This is a genomic window from Aeromonas sp. HMWF015, from assembly GCF_963878965.1.
GTDB lineage: Bacteria > Pseudomonadota > Gammaproteobacteria > Enterobacterales > Aeromonadaceae > Aeromonas > Aeromonas veronii.
Map to the genome: position 1 here is coordinate 1 of NZ_CAWNZT010000378.1, position 16,774 is coordinate 16,774.

At 61.8% G+C, this 16,774-nt stretch carries 13 protein-coding genes; 7 read left to right on the plus strand and 6 right to left on the minus strand.

The genetic code is table 11. The features are described 5' to 3' along the window. The 3 genes from glpB to AACS18_RS19585 form a co-directional block, all read right to left on the minus strand. On the minus strand, positions 1-1,146 hold a 1,146-nt coding region (gene glpB / locus AACS18_RS19575; RefSeq protein WP_108613072.1), incomplete at its 3' end, for a glycerol-3-phosphate dehydrogenase subunit GlpB. Beyond that, positions 1,136-2,809 (minus strand): anaerobic glycerol-3-phosphate dehydrogenase subunit A, encoded by a 1,674-nt coding sequence (gene glpA / locus AACS18_RS19580; protein WP_108613073.1) that lies wholly within the window; start codon positions 2,807-2,809, stop codon positions 1,136-1,138. The genes glpA and glpB, both read right to left, overlap by 11 nt. A gap of 242 nt (positions 2,810-3,051) precedes the next feature. Continuing rightward, positions 3,052-3,507 carry a YchJ family protein gene (locus tag AACS18_RS19585; protein ID WP_075115082.1) on the minus strand — a complete coding sequence of 152 codons (456 nt, stop codon included), beginning with the start codon at positions 3,505-3,507 and terminating at the stop codon, positions 3,052-3,054. Positions 3,508-3,630: 123 nt separating this feature from the next. Here AACS18_RS19585 and AACS18_RS19590 point away from each other — a divergent pair, with 123 nt between their 5' ends. The 4 genes from AACS18_RS19590 to AACS18_RS19605 all read left to right on the plus strand — a co-directional run bounded on the left by AACS18_RS19590 (position 3,631) and on the right by AACS18_RS19605 (position 8,553). Next, positions 3,631-5,298: a methyl-accepting chemotaxis protein gene (locus tag AACS18_RS19590; RefSeq protein ID WP_108613074.1), complete on the plus strand. Its 1,668-nt coding sequence runs from the start codon at positions 3,631-3,633 to the stop codon at positions 5,296-5,298. Positions 5,299-5,431: 133 nt separating this feature from the next. Continuing rightward, a complete protein-coding gene (locus AACS18_RS19595; protein WP_005333476.1) occupies positions 5,432-6,643 on the plus strand; it encodes an ROK family transcriptional regulator in 1,212 nt (403 codons plus the stop codon). A 174-nt stretch (positions 6,644-6,817) separates the two neighbouring features. Then, positions 6,818-7,573 carry a tRNA-uridine aminocarboxypropyltransferase gene (locus tag AACS18_RS19600; protein WP_108613075.1) on the plus strand — a complete coding sequence of 252 codons (756 nt, stop codon included), beginning with the start codon at positions 6,818-6,820 and terminating at the stop codon, positions 7,571-7,573. 203 nt (positions 7,574-7,776) lie between these two features. After that, a complete protein-coding gene (locus AACS18_RS19605) occupies positions 7,777-8,553 on the plus strand; it encodes a TSUP family transporter (RefSeq protein WP_021231324.1) in 777 nt (258 codons plus the stop codon). A gap of 77 nt (positions 8,554-8,630) precedes the next feature. Here AACS18_RS19605 and AACS18_RS19610 read toward each other — a convergent pair whose 3' ends face one another. Both AACS18_RS19610 and AACS18_RS19615 read right to left on the minus strand, forming a co-directional pair. Continuing rightward, positions 8,631-9,497, minus strand: coding sequence for a LysR family transcriptional regulator (locus AACS18_RS19610; protein ID WP_108613076.1), 867 nt, complete (start codon positions 9,495-9,497; stop codon positions 8,631-8,633). Between the two features lie 70 nt (positions 9,498-9,567). Then, the gene (locus AACS18_RS19615) at positions 9,568-10,485 is read right to left on the minus strand and encodes a DMT family transporter (RefSeq protein ID WP_108613077.1); all 918 of its coding nucleotides are present in this window, start codon (positions 10,483-10,485) and stop codon (positions 9,568-9,570) included. Positions 10,486-10,661: 176 nt separating this feature from the next. Here AACS18_RS19615 and AACS18_RS19620 point away from each other — a divergent pair, with 176 nt between their 5' ends. From AACS18_RS19620 to AACS18_RS19630, 3 genes are all read left to right on the plus strand, one after another. Continuing rightward, entirely contained in the window at positions 10,662-11,540 is an 879-nt protein-coding gene (locus AACS18_RS19620) for a helix-turn-helix domain-containing protein (RefSeq protein ID WP_108613078.1), read from the plus strand. 262 nt (positions 11,541-11,802) lie between these two features. Continuing rightward, positions 11,803-13,440, plus strand: a complete 1,638-nt coding sequence (locus AACS18_RS19625; RefSeq protein ID WP_108613079.1) for an ATP-dependent endonuclease — start codon at positions 11,803-11,805, stop codon at positions 13,438-13,440. Between the two features lie 209 nt (positions 13,441-13,649). Beyond that, complete coding sequence (locus AACS18_RS19630) at positions 13,650-14,369, plus strand: hypothetical protein (protein WP_108613080.1); 720 nt, start codon at positions 13,650-13,652, stop codon at positions 14,367-14,369. Between the two features lie 93 nt (positions 14,370-14,462). Here AACS18_RS19630 and glgX read toward each other — a convergent pair whose 3' ends face one another. After that, a complete protein-coding gene (gene glgX / locus AACS18_RS19635; protein ID WP_058058466.1) occupies positions 14,463-16,526 on the minus strand; it encodes a glycogen debranching protein GlgX in 2,064 nt (687 codons plus the stop codon). Positions 16,527-16,774: the final 248 nt, after the last annotated feature.

Consider the following 16,774-nt stretch of genomic DNA (forward strand, 5'->3'; position numbering starts at 1 on the left):
GTTGGTGAGCGGCTTGCCGCCGCGCAGCACCCGCAGTTTATCGTCGGTCTTGACCCCGAAGCCCATGAAGGGGTGGTGGTCGAACAGGCGGCGACCGGCCCAGGCGTCACGTTCCTCCAGACTCAGCACATCGGCATCGAAGATGGGCTCGCGAATGCCGCGCAGACGGGACTCCAGCCCACGGCTGAAGAAGCTGCCGGAGGCGAGCACAAAGTTGTCCGCTTCAAACAGCTGATCATCGCCATTCTGGGTATGTACGCCGACTACCCGGTCACCTTCGTAGCGGGCGCCCAGCACCCGCTCGCTGGTGAGGAAGGTGCCGCCAAGGGCCATAAAGCGGCGCTTGAGCGCCTCCTGCATCCGCATGCCGATGAGTGACGGCGGCATGGTGGCCACCTCCTTGATGGTGCAGCCGGTACGCTGTTCCAGCTCCGCCAGACGCGGGCCAACCAGCCCCAGCGAAAGGCAGGCGGGCAGCACGATATGGCGGCAGCCGGGAACACCGCTCTCCTGCACCATGCGGCTGATCTCGCGGGCCAGGTCCGCTACTAGATGGTGTTTGTCACACAGACGGGCGATATCGGCGGAGCGAAACTCGTGGGGATTGCGGCTGAATTCCGCCAGCTGGGGCAGGCGGATTTCGCCGGTCAGAATGCGGCAGTGGGCAAAGCGCGGATGGGTCGCCAGATTGGCGGCCGCCAGTGCCGGATGAAAGTCGCGAAAGCCCTCGAGGGTGGCCAGCAGCAGTACGTCCGGAATGGGTGCATCTGTGACGCAGGCACAAGTATCGGGGGAGAGCCAGGTGCGCTTTAGGGTACCGATGGGAGTCAGGCGCTGGTGATTGGTGTCGTGGCGAACCAGCGGCAATCCCTGCTCGGCGCAGTGGCGCTGCAGATCGGCCAAGCTCGCTTCGATATTCTGCATTCCCACCTTGCTGTAGGGGTGATCCGGATGGGCAGCCATAAAGGCGGGCAGGGCGGCGCGGGGATCTCCCTCGCTTTCGAGCAGATCGACCGAGCCGGAGGAGAAGTGCAGGGCACTCTGGCCGGAGGCCATCAGCAGGGTCTTCTGTCCTGCCTCCACCAGCCGCAGGGCAGCCGAGAGTCCCGCCATGCCACCGCCGATAACGATATTGTCAAACTTCATGACGGCTCTCCTTGTGAGTGGTCTCGCTGGTTGAGCCGCGTGGGGTATCGGCAACCAGTTGCGGCGCCGTCCATTCTCCCAGGCCAAACAGCCCTTCGTAGATCCAGTAGGTGAACTCGGCCTCGCGCAAGGCATCGCCCCACAGGACGGGGCGGGTTCCCTTGTAACGCTCCTCGAGGAACTGGCGCAGCATAACGCAGGCCTGACGGCCATCGGCCTTGCCGTACTCCTGCATCAGACCGGCGGCGCGGTAGGCGCACAGCTCGCCCTGACAGGGCCCCATCCCCAGACGGGTGCGGCGGCGCAGGTCGATGAGGTTGTCCACATCCAGCTCGCGCAGGGCGTATTCGATTTCGCCCGCGGTGACCATTTCGCACTCGCAGATCAGGGCGTTGGCCTTGGGATTGTCACGGAAGAAGGCAATGACCCGCTCGCCGTGGCGGTACTGGGCCGACCCTTCGGCAGGCACCGAGAGACCGGGAGCGGAGACCTTTTCCGGATCCCGCGAGCCGGGCAGGCTCAGTTCGGCGGTCTGGCAGGGCTTGCTGTTGCCGAGTTTCTTGGCCAGCAGATCGGTGGCCCACTCCGCCATCAGGCGGTAGGTCATCAGCTTGCCGCCGGTGATGGTGTTGAACCCCTTGAGGCCGTCACGCTCGGCGTGATCCAGCAGCACGATACCGCGGCTGATGTTGCGGCCGGTGTCGTCACCGTCCACCGCCACCAGCGGGCGCACCCCGGCGTAGGCGCGCAGCAGGCGGGTGCGCGCCATGATGGGTGCGAGCTTGATACCTTCGCGCAGCAACACTTCGACCTCTTCGGGTTCGACGGTGAGCTGGTCAATCTTGTTGTAATCGATGCGACTCGAGGTGGTGCCGATGAGGGAGATGGTGTCGCCCGGAACCAGAATGTCCGCATCCGCCGGTTTGCGAGCACGGTTGAGCACCAGCTGGTTGATGCGGTAATCCATGATGAGCAGGGAGCCCTTGGCCGGGAACATGCGGATGCCGAGATCGGCGTATTCGCAAATTTGCTGGCCCCAGATGCCGGCAGCGTTGATCACCTCCTGACACTCCACCTCGAACGCTTCGCCGGTGCGGGTGTTGATGGCCTTGACCCCGTGTACCCGATCCTGAGAGCGCAAGAGCCCCAGCACCTTGCAGTGAGTGAAGATGCGGGCGCCATGTTCTTTCGCATCCAGCACGTTGGCGGCGGCGAGGCGGAACGGGTCGACCGTACCATCCGGTACATGGATGGCGCCGATCATCGCCGGGTTGGCGTTGGGCTCAAGCAGCAGCGCTTCGCGAGGATCGAGCTGGCGGGTTTCGATACCGGCCAGGGCGCAGGCATCCATAAAGGTGGTTTGGAAATTGATGTCATCTTCCGGCAGGGTGAGGAAGAGGCCGCCCGTGTCTTCGACACAGTGGCTGGCGATCCGCTTGAGGATGCGGTTTTCCTGGATGCATTCGCGGGCGGACTCCTGATCCGTCACCGCGTAGCGGGCACCGGAGTGAAGCAGTCCGTGGTTGCGGCCGGTGGTGCCGGCGGCGATATCATCGCGCTCGAGCAGGATGCAGTCGATGCCGCGCAGTGCGCAATCGCGCATGATGCCGGCCCCTGTGGCACCGCCGCCTATGATGACGACTTGTGTAGTTATTCTTTTCATTGTTGCCCGTCTCATCTCTTCCAGATGAGGCCAGTGTGGCTTACTTCTGAGTGGAAATGTTTGATATGGGCCAAATTTGTGCTCGCAAACGCTCATTTTCTCGCGCGTTAATGATCATTATGTGACATTTGTCACGCTTGTTATCGTATCGGTTTGTGGGCTGGTGGCGATTAACAGGCACAAAAAAGGGGCATCGGATGCCCCTTGTCACTGTTTGACGAGTCTGGTGGGTGTGTGATGCGTCAGCCGCAGCACTTCTTGTGCTTTTTGCCGCTGCCACAGGGGCAGGGATCGTTGCGCCCCGCCTTGAGGGGGGCCGGATCCTGCTCCCCCTCGGTGTAGACCCAGCGCCCCTGATAACGCACGAAGCGGGAACGCTCATGGAGGCAGTGACGCTCATCCCCCTCCAGAAACCAGGCTTTGAACTCCACCATCCCGGTTTCATCCTCCGGACCGCCCTGGCTGGCGATGATCTCGAGACCATCCCAGCGGGTGTCGATGCGTGAAAGCTCTTCGGCGGTGAGACCGCCAAGGTGGGCCGGGTGCCAGCTATGGACCAGATACTCCCCCAGACCAAGCACAAAAGCGCTGTAGCGAGAGCGCATCAGCTGCTCCGGGGTGTCAGCCACTGCGCCACTGTGACGTGAGCCACAGCACAATTCGAGAGAAAGGGTTGAGCCGCAAGGACAAAGATTCATGATTTTCACGTTCTGGCCGATTTGTTTAAGGGAATTGTAACGAAAGCTGGGCTCGCCCTGCCAGCACCTATACTGATGAGTAAGCAAGGAATTCCAATAAAAACAGCTGCAAGGATGTGAAAGATGACGCTAAAGCAGAAAATCCTGTTACTGGGTGCAGTCCCCGTACTGTTGATGGCCCTGGTGGTCAATCTCAGTAACTACATGGTCTCCAAGCGCGATCTGGAGTCTGATCTGGTGGTGGCGAGGGAAAATGCCATCAAGGAGCGTAAAGCGCTGCTCAGCAGTTACATCATGATGGCCAAAACCGCCGTCGATGCCGTGTATTCCCTGCCGGATTCTCCGGAAAATCGTCAAAAGGTTAAAGAGTTGCTCAGGCCGCTGCGTTACAGCATTGACGGCTACTTTTTTGTCTATGACTTCGAAGGCAACACCATACTGCTACCGGTGCGTACCGAGCTGGAGGGGAAAAACCGCTGGAACGACAAGGATGCCAAGGGCAAGTTGCTGATCCAGGAGATCCTCAAGTCGGCCCGTCAGGGGGATGGTTTTACCGAATACTGGACGGCCAAGCCCTCCATCGGTCGCGATGCGCCCAAGCTGGCCTTTACTCTGGTGCTGGACAAATACCAGTGGGCCATTGGCACCGGTTTTTATATCGATGATATCGACAACGAGCTGGCGGCCTTGCGGGCAGAGCGCGAGAGCAATATGCATGCCTCGTTGCAGAGCAGTGTGCTGGTGATCCTGCTGATCCTGGGTATCACCCTGGCGGCGACCGTCATTGTGGGCAACCGGGTCACCAAGCCGTTGGCGGATGCGGTGCTGGCATTGAACGATATTGCCAACGGCGAAGGGGATCTGACCCAGCGTCTCAAGGTGCAGAGTCAGGATGAGATTGGCCAGCTGGCTAGCGCCTTCAACCGCTTTGTCGAGCGGATCCAGTCGGTGGTGAGTCAGGTGGGTGAGACCAGCAACCACCTCTTTAGCGCGGTCGACAAGTTGCACCATCTGAGCGAGCACTATGACCATCAGATGCAGGGCCACAGCCGCGAGACCGATCAGGTGGTCACCGCGGTGACCGAGATGAGCTCCACCGCGCAGGAGGTGGCGGCCAGTGCCTCCAATGCCGCGACGGCAACCAGCGATGCGGCCCGTGAATCGGACGCCGCCCGGGGGGTGGTGAGCGGGGCCATCAACAGTATCAACCGGCTGGTGGGGGAGGTGCATACTGCCTCCGGCGTTATCGAACAGCTGGCGCAAGAGACCGCCAAGATCGGCTCGGTGGTGGAGGTCATTCGCGGCATTGCCGAGCAAACCAACCTGCTGGCGCTGAACGCTGCCATCGAGGCGGCCCGTGCCGGTGAGCAGGGACGCGGCTTTGCGGTGGTCGCGGACGAAGTGCGTTCGCTGGCCGGCCGTACCCAGCAGAGCACCAAAGAGATCAACGAGATGCTGCAACGTCTGCAGGGCGGGGTGAAGCAGGCGGTGGAGGTGATGCAGGCGAGCGAGGATCGCAGCCAGGAGACGGTGCAGGAGGCGAGCCATATCGCCAGCTCCCTCGACAGCATGGTGATGGCGGTCAGTACCATCAACGACATGAACATCCAGATCGCCACCGCCGCCGAGGAGCAGCACGCGGTATCGGAGGAGATCAACAAGAACCTGGTGGCCATTCAGCAGATTGTCAGCGAGCTGACCAGCGCGGCGGTGGAATCCAACAGCACCACTCGCGATCTGGCCAATACCGGCGACAAATTGCGCAAACTGGTATCGCAATTCCGTTATTGATCTTGTAATGGTCCGTGACGGCAACCACAAGATGCGGCCTGACTCCCGGTTCAGGCCGCACTTTATTTGGGGATTGACCAATAATGTGTGAAAATTGCCAGCCTCTTTTTTTTCAGCCTTTGCCCCATACCCTATGAATGAGATCGTGAAAGGTAGTATCGATTTGATCCGGCAGCTCAACTACGGCCTGGTCTATGCCAGCCTGGAAGAGCACAAGGAGCTGTCGCGCACCGATCTCTCCCGCCTGACCGGTCTCTCGCCAGCCAGTATCACCAAGATCACCCGGGAGCTGCTCGATGGGGGGCTGGTGGTCACCTGTGGTGAAAGTTCGGTGGGGCGCGGCCGTCGTCAGACCTTGCTGCGCATTAATGAACGCCGCTTCCAGTTTCTCTCCATGCGCCTGGGGAGGGGCTACGTGGATATGGCGCTGTTTGACTTCTCCGGTCGCTCGCTGGCCCGCCAGCGCCACCTCTTTACCGAGGAGGAGCGCGCCGATCTGCTGGGCAGTCTGGTACACGCCATCAAGGTGTTTTTGCCGAGAAAGTCTCTCAGTCTGGCCTGTATCGCCCTCTGTCTGCCGGGTCAGGTAGAGCGCCACTCCGGTATGGTCAAGCACTTCCCCTTCTACGATCTGCGCAACTGGCCCCTTGGCCCGACTCTGCAACAGGCGTTCTCGGTACCCGTGCTGGTGAGCGGTGACGTGCGCACCTGGATCCAGGCCGAGCGGGAGTGGGGGGCCGCCAAAAATTGCGCCGATGCGGTGCTGGTGTTCGTTCACAACGACATCGGGGTCGGCATGGTGGTCAATGGCCAGCTCATCGAGAGCGAGAATGCGCTGCTCGGAGATCTCAGCCACCTGCAGCTCGAACCCTATGGCCAGCGCTGCTACTGCGGCGGCTTTGGCTGTGCCTGCACCCTGGTGACCAATCAGGCACTGGAGGCGCAATACCGGGATCTGCGCGAGCGGATGCAGGAGCACGACTTGCCCGAGAGCGTCACCATCCGCGAGCTGTGCGAGCTGGCGCTGGCAGGCAACAGCCTCTGTCAGGATATTCTCCATCAGGCGGCGGGTCGTCTCTCCAAGGTACTCTCCAATCTCATCTGCCTGCTCAATCCGGGCAAGCTGCTGCTCGGGGGCGAGATCACCCGTGCCGATCGGCTGCTGTTCCCCATGCTGCACCAGTCGCTGGCCAGCCAGTTGCCCGCCGAATATCTGGTGCGGCTGCAGATTGAATCCACCCACTTCTACGAAGATCCCACCAAGCCCACTTCGGTGCAGGTGCACAAGGCACTGCGCGATGGCAGCCTGTTGCTGGAGCTGCTGCGCAGCTGTCAGGAGTCGTAAGACAAGAGGTGTTGGCACTGCGTCTGGCGAAAGGGGCTGGGATTGCTGTTCCGCCAGCGCGTAACTCGGTACAATCTTGCCCTTTTCCGGCAGCCCCCCTGTTATCGCGCCCTGTGGCGGCGTGACTTGTTGGCACCGCTGCCGTTCCTGTTTTGACTCCAGTTGTGAACCTAGATGAAGCCTGTTCCTGATCACGCCGTCAACCGCCTGCGGGCCTGGCGCAAGAGTATCTCTACCCGACCGTTTCTTGCCCGTGGCGGCACCCTGGCCCGCTGTCCGGCCTGTCAGCTGCGCGAGGATTGGTGTGCCTGCAAGTGGCGCCCCGAGCTCAAAGCGGAGGCCGGTTTCTGCCTGCTGATGTATGACAGCGAGCCGATGAAACCCTCCAACACCGGTCGCCTCATCGCCGATGTGTTGCCGGACAGCACCTGGGCGTTTCTCTGGTCGCGCACCCAGCCCCATCCCGAGTTGCTGGCCCTGCTGGCCGATCCCGCCTGGCAGCCCTATGTGGTCTTTCCCGCCTGCGAAAAGGAGCCTGCCCGCCTGACCGGCGAGGTGACGCTGGCGCCGGGCAAAAAACCACTCTTTATCCTGCTCGACGGCACCTGGCCGGAGGCGCGCAAGATGTTCAACAAGAGCCCCTATCTCGACAGTTTTCCGGTGCTTGCCATCAAGCCTGATGCGCTCTCCACCTATGGCATGCGGGTGGCCAACTGCGACGAGCACCTCTGCACCGCCGAAGTGGCGGCCTGTGTGCTGGAAGTGGCGGGAGAGCTGAAGGCGGGGCAGGCACTACAGCATTGGTTCAATCTGTTCAGCAGCCGCTACATGGCCGGTCGGGTCAGCCGTTTCCCTGGTGCCGATGAGGCCCATCTGTGTGAGGCGCTGGCCGAAATCAAGGGATCGGAAGTCGCTTCACCGGCGCTGTAACGGGCTCTCTGAGGGGGGAGGCAGGGCGGTGGCAGCTCAAATCAATGAAAATCAGGAATCAATTGGCTGCCACTGTTTCGTTAGATTCATCGACTGTGGCCCGCTAGGATAGCGGACAGCCTGTGCAGCCCCCTGCACAACCCCGTTTTGGTTATCTCCGGTTGCCCGACCCTTCGAGCAACCCACTCTCGTGAGGTCTATGGATGGAATTGGAACTGGTTACCCTGTTTGCCCTGTTCGGTGTGGCGCTTGTCGCCGGTTTTATCGATGCCATCGCCGGTGGCGGTGGCCTGCTGACGGTGCCAGCCCTGCTCGCCACCGGCATGCCGCCAGCGCTGGTGCTCGGCACCAACAAGTTGCAGAGCAGTTTCGGCTCCTTCTCTGCCACCTGGTTCTATGCCCGCAAAGGGTTGCTGGAGTGGGCCATGATTTGGCCTGCGGTGATCTGCACCTTTATCGGTGCGGCCATCGGCACACTGGCGGTGCAGACCATAGACGCCGCCATTCTCGAGCGCCTGCTCCCTTTCCTGCTGATGGCCTTTGCCTGCTACTTCTACTTCTCGCCGCGGGTGAGCGATGCCGAGAGCTCTCGCCGGCTTACTCCCATGCTGTTTGCGCTGCTGGTGGGGGGCGGTGTCGGCTTTTATGACGGCTTCTTCGGGCCTGGTACCGGATCGTTTTTCGCCATCGGTTTCGTGGCGCTGGCGGGCTTTGGCATGGCGCGCGCCACCGCTCATACCAAGCTGCTCAACTTCACCTCGAATATCGCTTCCCTGCTGTTCTTTGCCCTCGGTGGCAAGGTGGTGTGGAGCGTCGGCTTCTGCATGGCGCTGGGGCAGTTTATCGGCGCCCGTTTCGGCTCCAAGATGGTGCTCAAGCAAGGGGTGAAGCTGATCAAGCCGCTGCTGGTGACCGTCTCCTTGCTGATGTCTGCCAAGCTGGTCTGGAGCCAGTATCCCGAGCTGTTTGCCTGGATCTGAGTTGCGGCGAGAGCGCGGAAAATCGGATGTTTACGGGGCCCTTGGGCCCCGTTGTCACATCTGGTGGGTTTACACAGCTAGCGCTGCGTGTCGCTGTAGTGGCGAAAGTGTTTGCGCAGGGCGCTCACCAGCTTGGCAATCCGCTCGCGCTTGAGGCTGCTCTGCCGGTAGACCAGATGAAGGGGGCGGGCCAGTCCGGGCAGCGGACGTGCCATCTCCCCCTGTTCTCCCACCAGCGCCAGCAGGCCTGCGGGCAGCAGCACCGGGCCAATGCCCGCCTTGGCCAGCTCGATCAGCGCCAGATAGGAGTCGAGCTCCATGGCAGGTTCAAACCCGAGGGCGGCGAGCGGTTCACGCAGGTAGCGGTTGGCGGGGTTCTCCAGATCCATGGCGAGGATCTTGCGCCTGCTCCCTGCGCTGGCGGGTGGCAGGCTCTGTTGCGTCTCGCCCACCAGATAGAAGGGCTCCTCCAGCAGCAGCTCGGCGCCGAGGCCGTGGCCCGGTGGCAGCCGACCGGCGCAGATGCCGAGCAGGGCATCGCCGCTGCGTACCCGCGCCAGAATGACCGGAGTGTGGTGAGTGGAGAGGGCAAGATGGGGATCGCGACTCAGGTAACTGCGCATGAAGTGGGCGAGGTAGCCCGCCAACAGAGTTTCGGAGCAGGCGATGAGGAGGGGGCTCTGATCCGCCAGGTCCTGGCTATCGGCCAGCACCCCCTTCATTTCAGCGAGACTCGGCGCCACTCGCTCCAGCAGCTCCTGCGCCTGCGGGGTGAGCCGGATCTGGCGCCCCTCCGGCTCGATCAGCTTCTTGCCAAGGCGCTGCTCCAACTGGGCAATGCGCTTGCTCACCGCCGACTGGCTGATGTAGAGGCGACTGGCCACCTTGGCCATGGTCCCTTCGCTCGCCAGCAGGCTCAGCGTCTCCAGCCCTTCCAGTAACATCTCGCCCCCTTGTTTATCGCCGTCAGTATGATCACAGATTGGATCAGCGCTACCTTAGGGGCTGACTGACTCAGGAGCAAGCGTCGTTTGCTGCCTTGGCTGGTCGAATGCGCCACTCGCGTAAGGGGGGCGCGAAGATCACCAGATTACCGATCAGGCTGATCACCACACCAGCCACCGAGACCGGCTGCCAGACAAAGCCTTCGTAAAAGGTGGAGAGGGTGAGTGCCACCAGTGGAAAGAGCACGGTGGCGTAGGAAGCCTTGCTGGCGCCGATGCGCCCTACCAGGGTCAGGTAGGCGGTAAAGGCGATCACCGAGCCAAACAAGGCGAGATAGACCATGGCCGCCAGATAGTGGCTGTCGGTCGGCACCACCAGTTGCTGGCCGAGCAATGTGACCCAGCCCAGCAACAGCAGGACGCCGTAAACCATGCCCCAGGGCACCAGCTGCAGTACGTGGTAGCCGTGGCGTTGGCCCCGGGCGGAGACCAGATTGCCCAGCGAAAAGCAGAGGGTGCCGCCGCAGGCGAGCAGCAGCCCCTTCCAGCCGTTTGCACCCAGTTGCGCATCCGCCAGCACCGGCCAGAACAGCAGAAGAGTACCCAGGAGCCCCAGCAAGGAGCCTTGCAACCAGCGCAGGGTGGGGCGCTTGCTCTCGAACAGCCAGAGGTTGAGGCCATTGAAGATGCTGGCGCTGGCGAAGATCACCGCCGACATGCCGCTCGGGATATAGCGGGTGGCGTGGTAAAAACAGAGAAAGTTGGTGGAAAAGAGCAGGGCGCCGAGCAGGGCCGCGTAGCGCTGGCCATGCCACGGCAGGCGCGGAAAGCGGCCGCTGGCGGTGAGCAGGGCAAAAAGCGCCATTGCCGCCAGCAGGAAGCGGTAGAGCACCGACACCTCGATGGGAATGGGGCCAAGCTGCCAGGCGATGGCAATCCAGGTGCTGCCCCAGATAAGTACGGTGGCGAGATAGAGCATCAGGTTCATCACAGTTCCGGTGAGTCAGGGAGAGAGATGACCCACTATGGGGCGAGTCCTGATGGCTGGATTGCACCATCTTGCGGTTTTTCATCGCCCCGCACTGTCATCTGCGGGCGCGGTCGGTAAGATGAATGTCAGGCGGGAGAGCCCGCGCAAATAACCGGAACAGGTGGCAGGGGCGAATGAAAACAGCAGGGGTATTTGATGCACTGGTCAGCACCGGCGCCCGGCTGGAGGACGCCTGCTGGCTCGAACCCGGGCTCGGGGTGGCCAGTTGGCGCAACTGCTATGACCAGACCCGCTATCACAAGCCGGGCCACCACACCCTGAGCGTCTATCTGCAAGGAGGCGAGCAGACCGAGCGACTCGATGGGCCGGGTGGCCACGGCGGCACCGGCAAGGTGTGTATCATGCCGGATCATCACAGATCCGAGTGGCTGGTGCGCGAAGAGTTTCGTTTCTTTCATCTCTACTTCACCCCGGCTCACCTCACCCGTATCGCCGAGGAGGTATGTGACAAGGAGGGGCGCCACCTGCAACTGGCGGACAAGACCTTTATCGACGATCCGCAGGCGGCCGGGCTGGTGCAGCGCCAGCTGATGCAGTTGGAGTGGCAGCACGGGGTCGATCGGCTGGCGCTCTCCCACGGCGCCTGGATGTTGATCCTCCACGCCTATCGCCACCACACCGAGGAGGCCCCCGGTTTGCCGCCTCTGCGCGGTGGGCTGGCGCCCGTGGTGATCAAGCGGGTGCAGGAGTATCTGCAAGCCCATCTGGCAGAGTCGATCACGCTGGCAGAGCTGGCGCAGCAAGCGGGGCTGAGCGAGTACCACTTCGCCCGCATGTTCGGCCAGAGTCTCGGCTGCCCACCCCACCGCTATCTGCTGGGGCTGCGGCTCAAACGGGCCAAGCAGCTGCTGGCAGGCCCAGAGCCGTTGGCCAGCATCGCCAGTCAGTGCGGCTTCTCTTCTCAAGCCCATTTTGGCAACCGTTTTCGCGAAGCCTTTGGTCTGACGCCGGGACAGTGGCGGGCACAATTGTCATCTTCCTGTCACAGATAACCCTGAGACTTTGGGCAAAAGAGGTGTACTCTCTACCACTTATCCACTGAAAGGAATGCCCATTGAATTATCGCAAACGTCAAATTCGTACCCGTCACCTCTGGTTCAGCCACTGGAATGCTCCGCAAGATCGCGCCGCTGTTGTTACCCCTCCCGAACCTGCAGTGCCTCACAGTTCACGTTGAAAAACCCCCGCCTCCGATAGGATTTTTCCGGTAACTTTGCCACTATTGCCCCATCACAATGATGTGGACATGGCCGGATGTTTCTGGAACGTATTGAAGTCAAAGGTTTTCGCGGTATAAATCGCCTTTCGCTCGGGCTGGATCACACCACTGTGCTGATCGGCGAGAACACCTGGGGTAAATCGAGCTTGCTGCGCGCCCTCTGGTGCTTGCTGGGGCAGGATGCCGAGCCCTATCAGTTCACCGCCGAGGATTTTCACCAACCTGAAGATCCCGAATTGGCCCCGGCGCGCCACTTGCAACTGGTGCTCACCTTCAGTGAGCACAGACCCCAGATGTGCCAGCACTCCCGTCGCCTGGCCCGTCTTTGCCCCTCTTGGGTGCTGCACAAAGACAAATTCCACCGCATTCACTATCGCGCCAGCGCCGAGCTGCAGGCGGATGGTTCTGTGCTCACCATCCACGACTTTCTCGACGGGGTAGGCAAGAGTCTGCCCATCGCCAACACCCATGAGCTGGTCTGCCTGCTGATCACCATGAATCCGGTGTTCCGGCTGCGGGATGCCCGCAGTGCCCGCAACGGGGTGGAGACCCTGCAGTGGGGAGATCTCTCCGAGCATCGTCTGAGCGAGCTGGCGGACAAGCTGATCGATGAACCCCAGCGGATCGGCGAGCCGGAGCTCAAGGAGGCGTTGCAGGCGGTGCGCCAGCTGATGGATCACTACTTCAACGCATTGGCTCCCATCAAGAACAAGCCGCGCAGTCAGCGCGACATCATCAATCGCCCCATGACCCTGCGCAATCCCGGTAATCTGCACACCCTGCTGCGCCGCGCCGACAATCGCGCGCTGCAACTGGCGATGGCGGGGATGGCCGCCACCCTGCTGCAGGCGCGGGGCAACCGCGAGCTGGAGGAGGGGGCCCGCCCCATCATGATCCTGGAGGATCCGGAGAGCCGGCTGCATCCGACCATGCTGGCGCTGGCGTGGGGGCTGCTGGAACAGCTGCCGGGCCAGAAGCTGCTCACCACCAATTCGGGGGATCTGCTCTCTTCCCTGCCGCTCAATCAGGTGCGGCGGCTGGTGCGCCGTCAGCAGGATATCCTCTGTCACCAGCTGGGGGGCGAGCGCTACAGCAGCGACGATCTGCGCAAGATCGCCTTTCACGTGCGGATCAACCGCCCCATGTCGCTGTTTGCCCGTTGCTGGCTGCTGGTGGAGGGGGAGACCGAGATCTGGCTGCTCTCCGAGCTGGCGCAGATCTGCGGTTACAGTTTGCGGGCCGAAGGGGTGCGGATCATCGAGTTTGCCCAGTGCGGCCAGTCGCCGCTCATCAAGGTGGCGCGGGATTTTGGCATCGAGTGGCACCTGCTGACCGATGGCGACGAGGCGGGGCTCAAGTATGCCGCCTCGGCTCGTGGCCAGCTCAAGGGAGAGCGGGAGCGAGACCGACTGACCCAGCTTCCTGCTGCCGACATCGAGCACTACCTCTATCACAACGGCTTTGAAGCTGTGTTTCGCCGCGAGGCCGGGGTGGGCGGGCGCGCCATGTGGAGCGCCAGTCACATCATCAACAAGGCGATTCATCATCGCAGCAAGCCGGGGATGGCGCTGGCGGTGGTGGAAGAGGCGGAGCGGCTCGGCGCTGACCGTATTCCGCCGGTGATCCGCCAGATGTTTGCCCGGGTGGTGGCGTTGGCCCGCGGTCAGGGCTGAATCCGGCGCTGCATCGCATAGATCGCATAGATAGGAGAGGCGTGGGCGGGGCATGGCTGCCAGCAGGGCACCCTTCAAGGTGTGGTTGTGTTGGCGGCAAATCATCCCGGATCGTTTGTCGCGATTGGGGATAGCCGCCGGTTTGGGTATACTCGCCCCCTCTCTGGCGCCCCGGTGGCGCACCTCGAATCTTTACTGCTGGAGGCGTCGTGTTCGTCCAACTCCCTTTTTGGCTCTTTCCCCTCACCGGATTGATGGCGCTTGGCGCCCTGATCGCCCTCGGTATCGTGCTGTGGCGCGGTGATATCTGCCCCGGCCAGCGCTCGCGCATCAGTCAGCAGCTCTTCTCCATCTGGGTTATTACGGCCCTCTCCCTGATGCTGGCGGTAGAAGCCAACGCAGCCAGTTGGCTGATCTGGAGTGGTGGCGCAGCACTGGTGATCGGGATTGGCTTGTCGCTGGCCCAGTCCAGGCTGGAAGGCAAACGTTCAGTCCCATCAACACTGCTCTGGCTACCGGCGTTGCCGCTCGCGGTTTACGGCATTGGTCTGCTGCAACTGCAGGGCTGGGTGAGCGGTCTGCTGCAGATGGCGATGCTGGGGGCTGCGTTTGCCCATCTGATGCTGCTGCGAGCCCGTCATCGTCTCACCGCGTTCAATACCTTGCTGCCGCTCGCCGGTCTGGTAGGCGCCATGGTCAGCCTCATCTGGCTGGCGGTGCTGGTGGGCTGGCAAGGGGGCGAGGCCAATCTCGATGCCTTGATCCCGGCGGTGGTGACGCAGGCAGCCCTGCTGGTGGCCTCCCTGCTGCTCTGGTTCAGCCCGCTCTACTTGCAGCGTGATACCGCGCCTGTGGTGGTCTCCACCTCCCTGTGTGGTCTGCTGATCGCCCAGATCGCCGCCACCAGCGTGTTGCACCAGCTGATCTGACACTGGTGCTGAAAAGGGAAAGCCCCGAGCCAACACTCGGGGCTTTGCATATCTGGCTTGCAGGTATCGCTGCTATCAATTCACAGCAATCGATCAATAGAAATCGTCTGCCCCGCAGATAAAGAGGCAACTGCTGCGCGGCTGGGCGAGATACTCCCGGGTCAGTCCCTCCAGCGGCATGCCGAAGGTGCAGATATCCTGCGGCGAGGGGAGGGCGGTATCGAGGATCCGTCGCCAGTAGCCGCCGACCCCCTTTGGCGGGCTCGGCAGGTTGAAGGTGAGGGGCTCCCAGTAGGCGTTGAACAGCACATAGAGCGCCAGCTTGGTTTCGCTCGACAGCGCCGACATGGCGATGGCGTGGGAGTGGGGGCTGAAATCCGGTTGTCCGGCGTTGACACCGTGCCAGCAGATCTCGCTGTGGCGCAGGATCTCGGTGAGCGATAGCGGCATGCTCTCCTGCTCCGGGCGCTGGAACAGGTGTTTGCGGTACTGGATCAGCTCCTTCATAAAGCGGAACATCTCCTGACTGCGGGCATTGGGCAGCCAGTTCATCCAGCAGGTGGCATTGTCCTGGCAGTAGCCGTTGTTGTTACCCCGCTGGGTGCGCAGCAGCTCGTCTCCCATCAGCAGCATGGGGGAGCCCACCGAGAGCAGGGTCGCCACCATCATGTTTTTGGCCTGGCGCATCCGCAGGGCGTTGATCTGGGGATCTTCCGTTACCCCTTCATGGCCGTGGTTCCAGCTGAAGTTGTGATCGCAACCGTCACGGTTCTCCTCCCCGTTGGCCTCGTTGTGTTTGCTGTTGTAACTGGCCCAGTCCCACAGGGTAAACCCGTCGTGACAGGTAACGAAGTTGATACTCTTCTCGGGATCGGCGTGGTGATAGTGGTAGATGTCGGGACTGCCGCAGAGCCGCTCGACAAAGGCGGTGACGCTATTGTCATCCCCGCGCAGAAAGCGGCGCACATCATCCCGGAACTGGCCGTTCCACTCACGCCAGCGGGCGCCGGCCAGTGACCCCACCTGATAGAGCCCCCCCGCGTCCCAGGCTTCGGCAATCAGCTTGATGTCGGCGATGTTGGGGTCGGTATCTATGGTGCGCAGGGTAGGCGCATTGGCCTGCGGCTGACCCGATTCATCCCGCGACAGAATGGCGGCCAGATCAAACCGAAAGCCATCGACGTGCATCTCCTGACGCCAGAAGTGGAGGCTGTCCATGATCATCCGCAGCACCACCGGATGGGCGCCGTTGAAGGTGTTGCCGCAGCCCGAATAGTTGGTGTCCTTCTGGTTGTTGTCGAGGATGTAGTAGGCCTCGTTGTCGATGCCGCGAAACGAGAAGGTGGGGCCATCATCTCCCCCTTCGGCGGTGTGGTTGTAAACCACGTCCAGGATCACCTCGATATTGGCCTTGTGCAGCGCCTTGACCATGTCGCGAAACTCGGTCAGCGGATCATCGCCGCAGGCGTATTGGGCGTGGGGGGCGAAAAAGGACATGGGGCTGTAACCCCAGTAGTTGGAGAGTCCTTTGGGCGCATCCTGAGGATCGAACTGGAACACCGGCAGCAGCTCGACGGCGGTGACACCGAGAGATTGCAGGTAGGGGATCTTCTCAATCAATCCGAGATAGGTGCCACGCAGCGCCGGATCGACCCCGGAGCTCGGGGACTTGGTAAAGCCCCCCAGATGCAGTTCGTAGATCACCGAGCGGGAGAGGGAGTGAGCGGGCAGTTTGTCTCCTTCCCAGTCGTAGTGGCGAGTATCGACCACCTTGTTCTTGGCGCAACAAGCCAGATTGCTGCCCGGACGGGCCGCCGCCCATCGATCGTAATTGGCGCCAAGCTCGATGCTGCGGCCGTAAGGGTCGAGCAACACCTTCTCGGCATCGAAGCGGGTGCCGCCATATGGGCGCCACGGGCCCTGAATGCGATAGGCGTAACGTTGCCCGACCGAGATCCCCTCCACATGGATATGCCAGTAGTAGGCGGTGCGGTTGAGGCGCGGGGAGAGGGGTATCACCTCGGGGGTCGCATCGTCTGCGCTTGCGAAGAGCAGCAGTTCGACCCGGCTGGCGAGGCGTGCCCAGATCGCGAAGTTGACGCCGTTACTGTCGGGTGTGGCCCCCAACTGACGGCAGTGACCGGCGGAGATGCGCATATTCTACCTACCCAAAATGAGGAGTGTTCACCTTATTGAGTGTAGTGCCGGATGCCTGGCAAGGACTCGATTGCCTGAAAAAACAGCATGATGCTGCTAATGACCGCACTATTTGTCCGATTAATCTACGAATAAACTTTTTTTGAGATATTTACTTGCAATCTGTGCGCTGGCGCCTATTATTGGCGACCTCAGACGCGGGGTGGAGCAGCCCGGTAGCTCGTCGGGCTCATAACCCGAAGGTCGTC

What these genes read in the sequence shown, in the direction of transcription:
- AACS18_RS19615 (WP_108613077.1), bottom strand. Translation starts at nt 10,485, where the DNA reads ATGAACCTGATGCTCTATCTCGCCACCGTACTTATCTGGGGCAGCACC.
- AACS18_RS19600 (WP_108613075.1), top strand. Translation starts at nt 6,818, where the DNA reads ATGAAGCCTGTTCCTGATCACGCCGTCAACCGCCTGCGGGCCTGGCGC.
- AACS18_RS19610 (WP_108613076.1), bottom strand. Translation starts at nt 9,497, where the DNA reads ATGTTACTGGAAGGGCTGGAGACGCTGAGCCTGCTGGCGAGCGAAGGG.
- AACS18_RS19620 (WP_108613078.1), top strand. Translation starts at nt 10,662, where the DNA reads ATGAAAACAGCAGGGGTATTTGATGCACTGGTCAGCACCGGCGCCCGG.
- glgX (WP_058058466.1), bottom strand. Translation starts at nt 16,526, where the DNA reads ATGCGCATCTCCGCCGGTCACTGCCGTCAGTTGGGGGCCACACCCGAC.
- AACS18_RS19585 (WP_075115082.1), bottom strand. Translation starts at nt 3,507, where the DNA reads ATGAATCTTTGTCCTTGCGGCTCAACCCTTTCTCTCGAATTGTGCTGT.
- AACS18_RS19625 (WP_108613079.1), top strand. Translation starts at nt 11,803, where the DNA reads ATGTTTCTGGAACGTATTGAAGTCAAAGGTTTTCGCGGTATAAATCGC.
- AACS18_RS19595 (WP_005333476.1), top strand. Translation starts at nt 5,432, where the DNA reads ATGAATGAGATCGTGAAAGGTAGTATCGATTTGATCCGGCAGCTCAAC.
- AACS18_RS19605 (WP_021231324.1), top strand. Translation starts at nt 7,777, where the DNA reads ATGGAATTGGAACTGGTTACCCTGTTTGCCCTGTTCGGTGTGGCGCTT.
- glpA (WP_108613073.1), bottom strand. Translation starts at nt 2,809, where the DNA reads ATGAAAAGAATAACTACACAAGTCGTCATCATAGGCGGCGGTGCCACA.
- AACS18_RS19590 (WP_108613074.1), top strand. Translation starts at nt 3,631, where the DNA reads ATGACGCTAAAGCAGAAAATCCTGTTACTGGGTGCAGTCCCCGTACTG.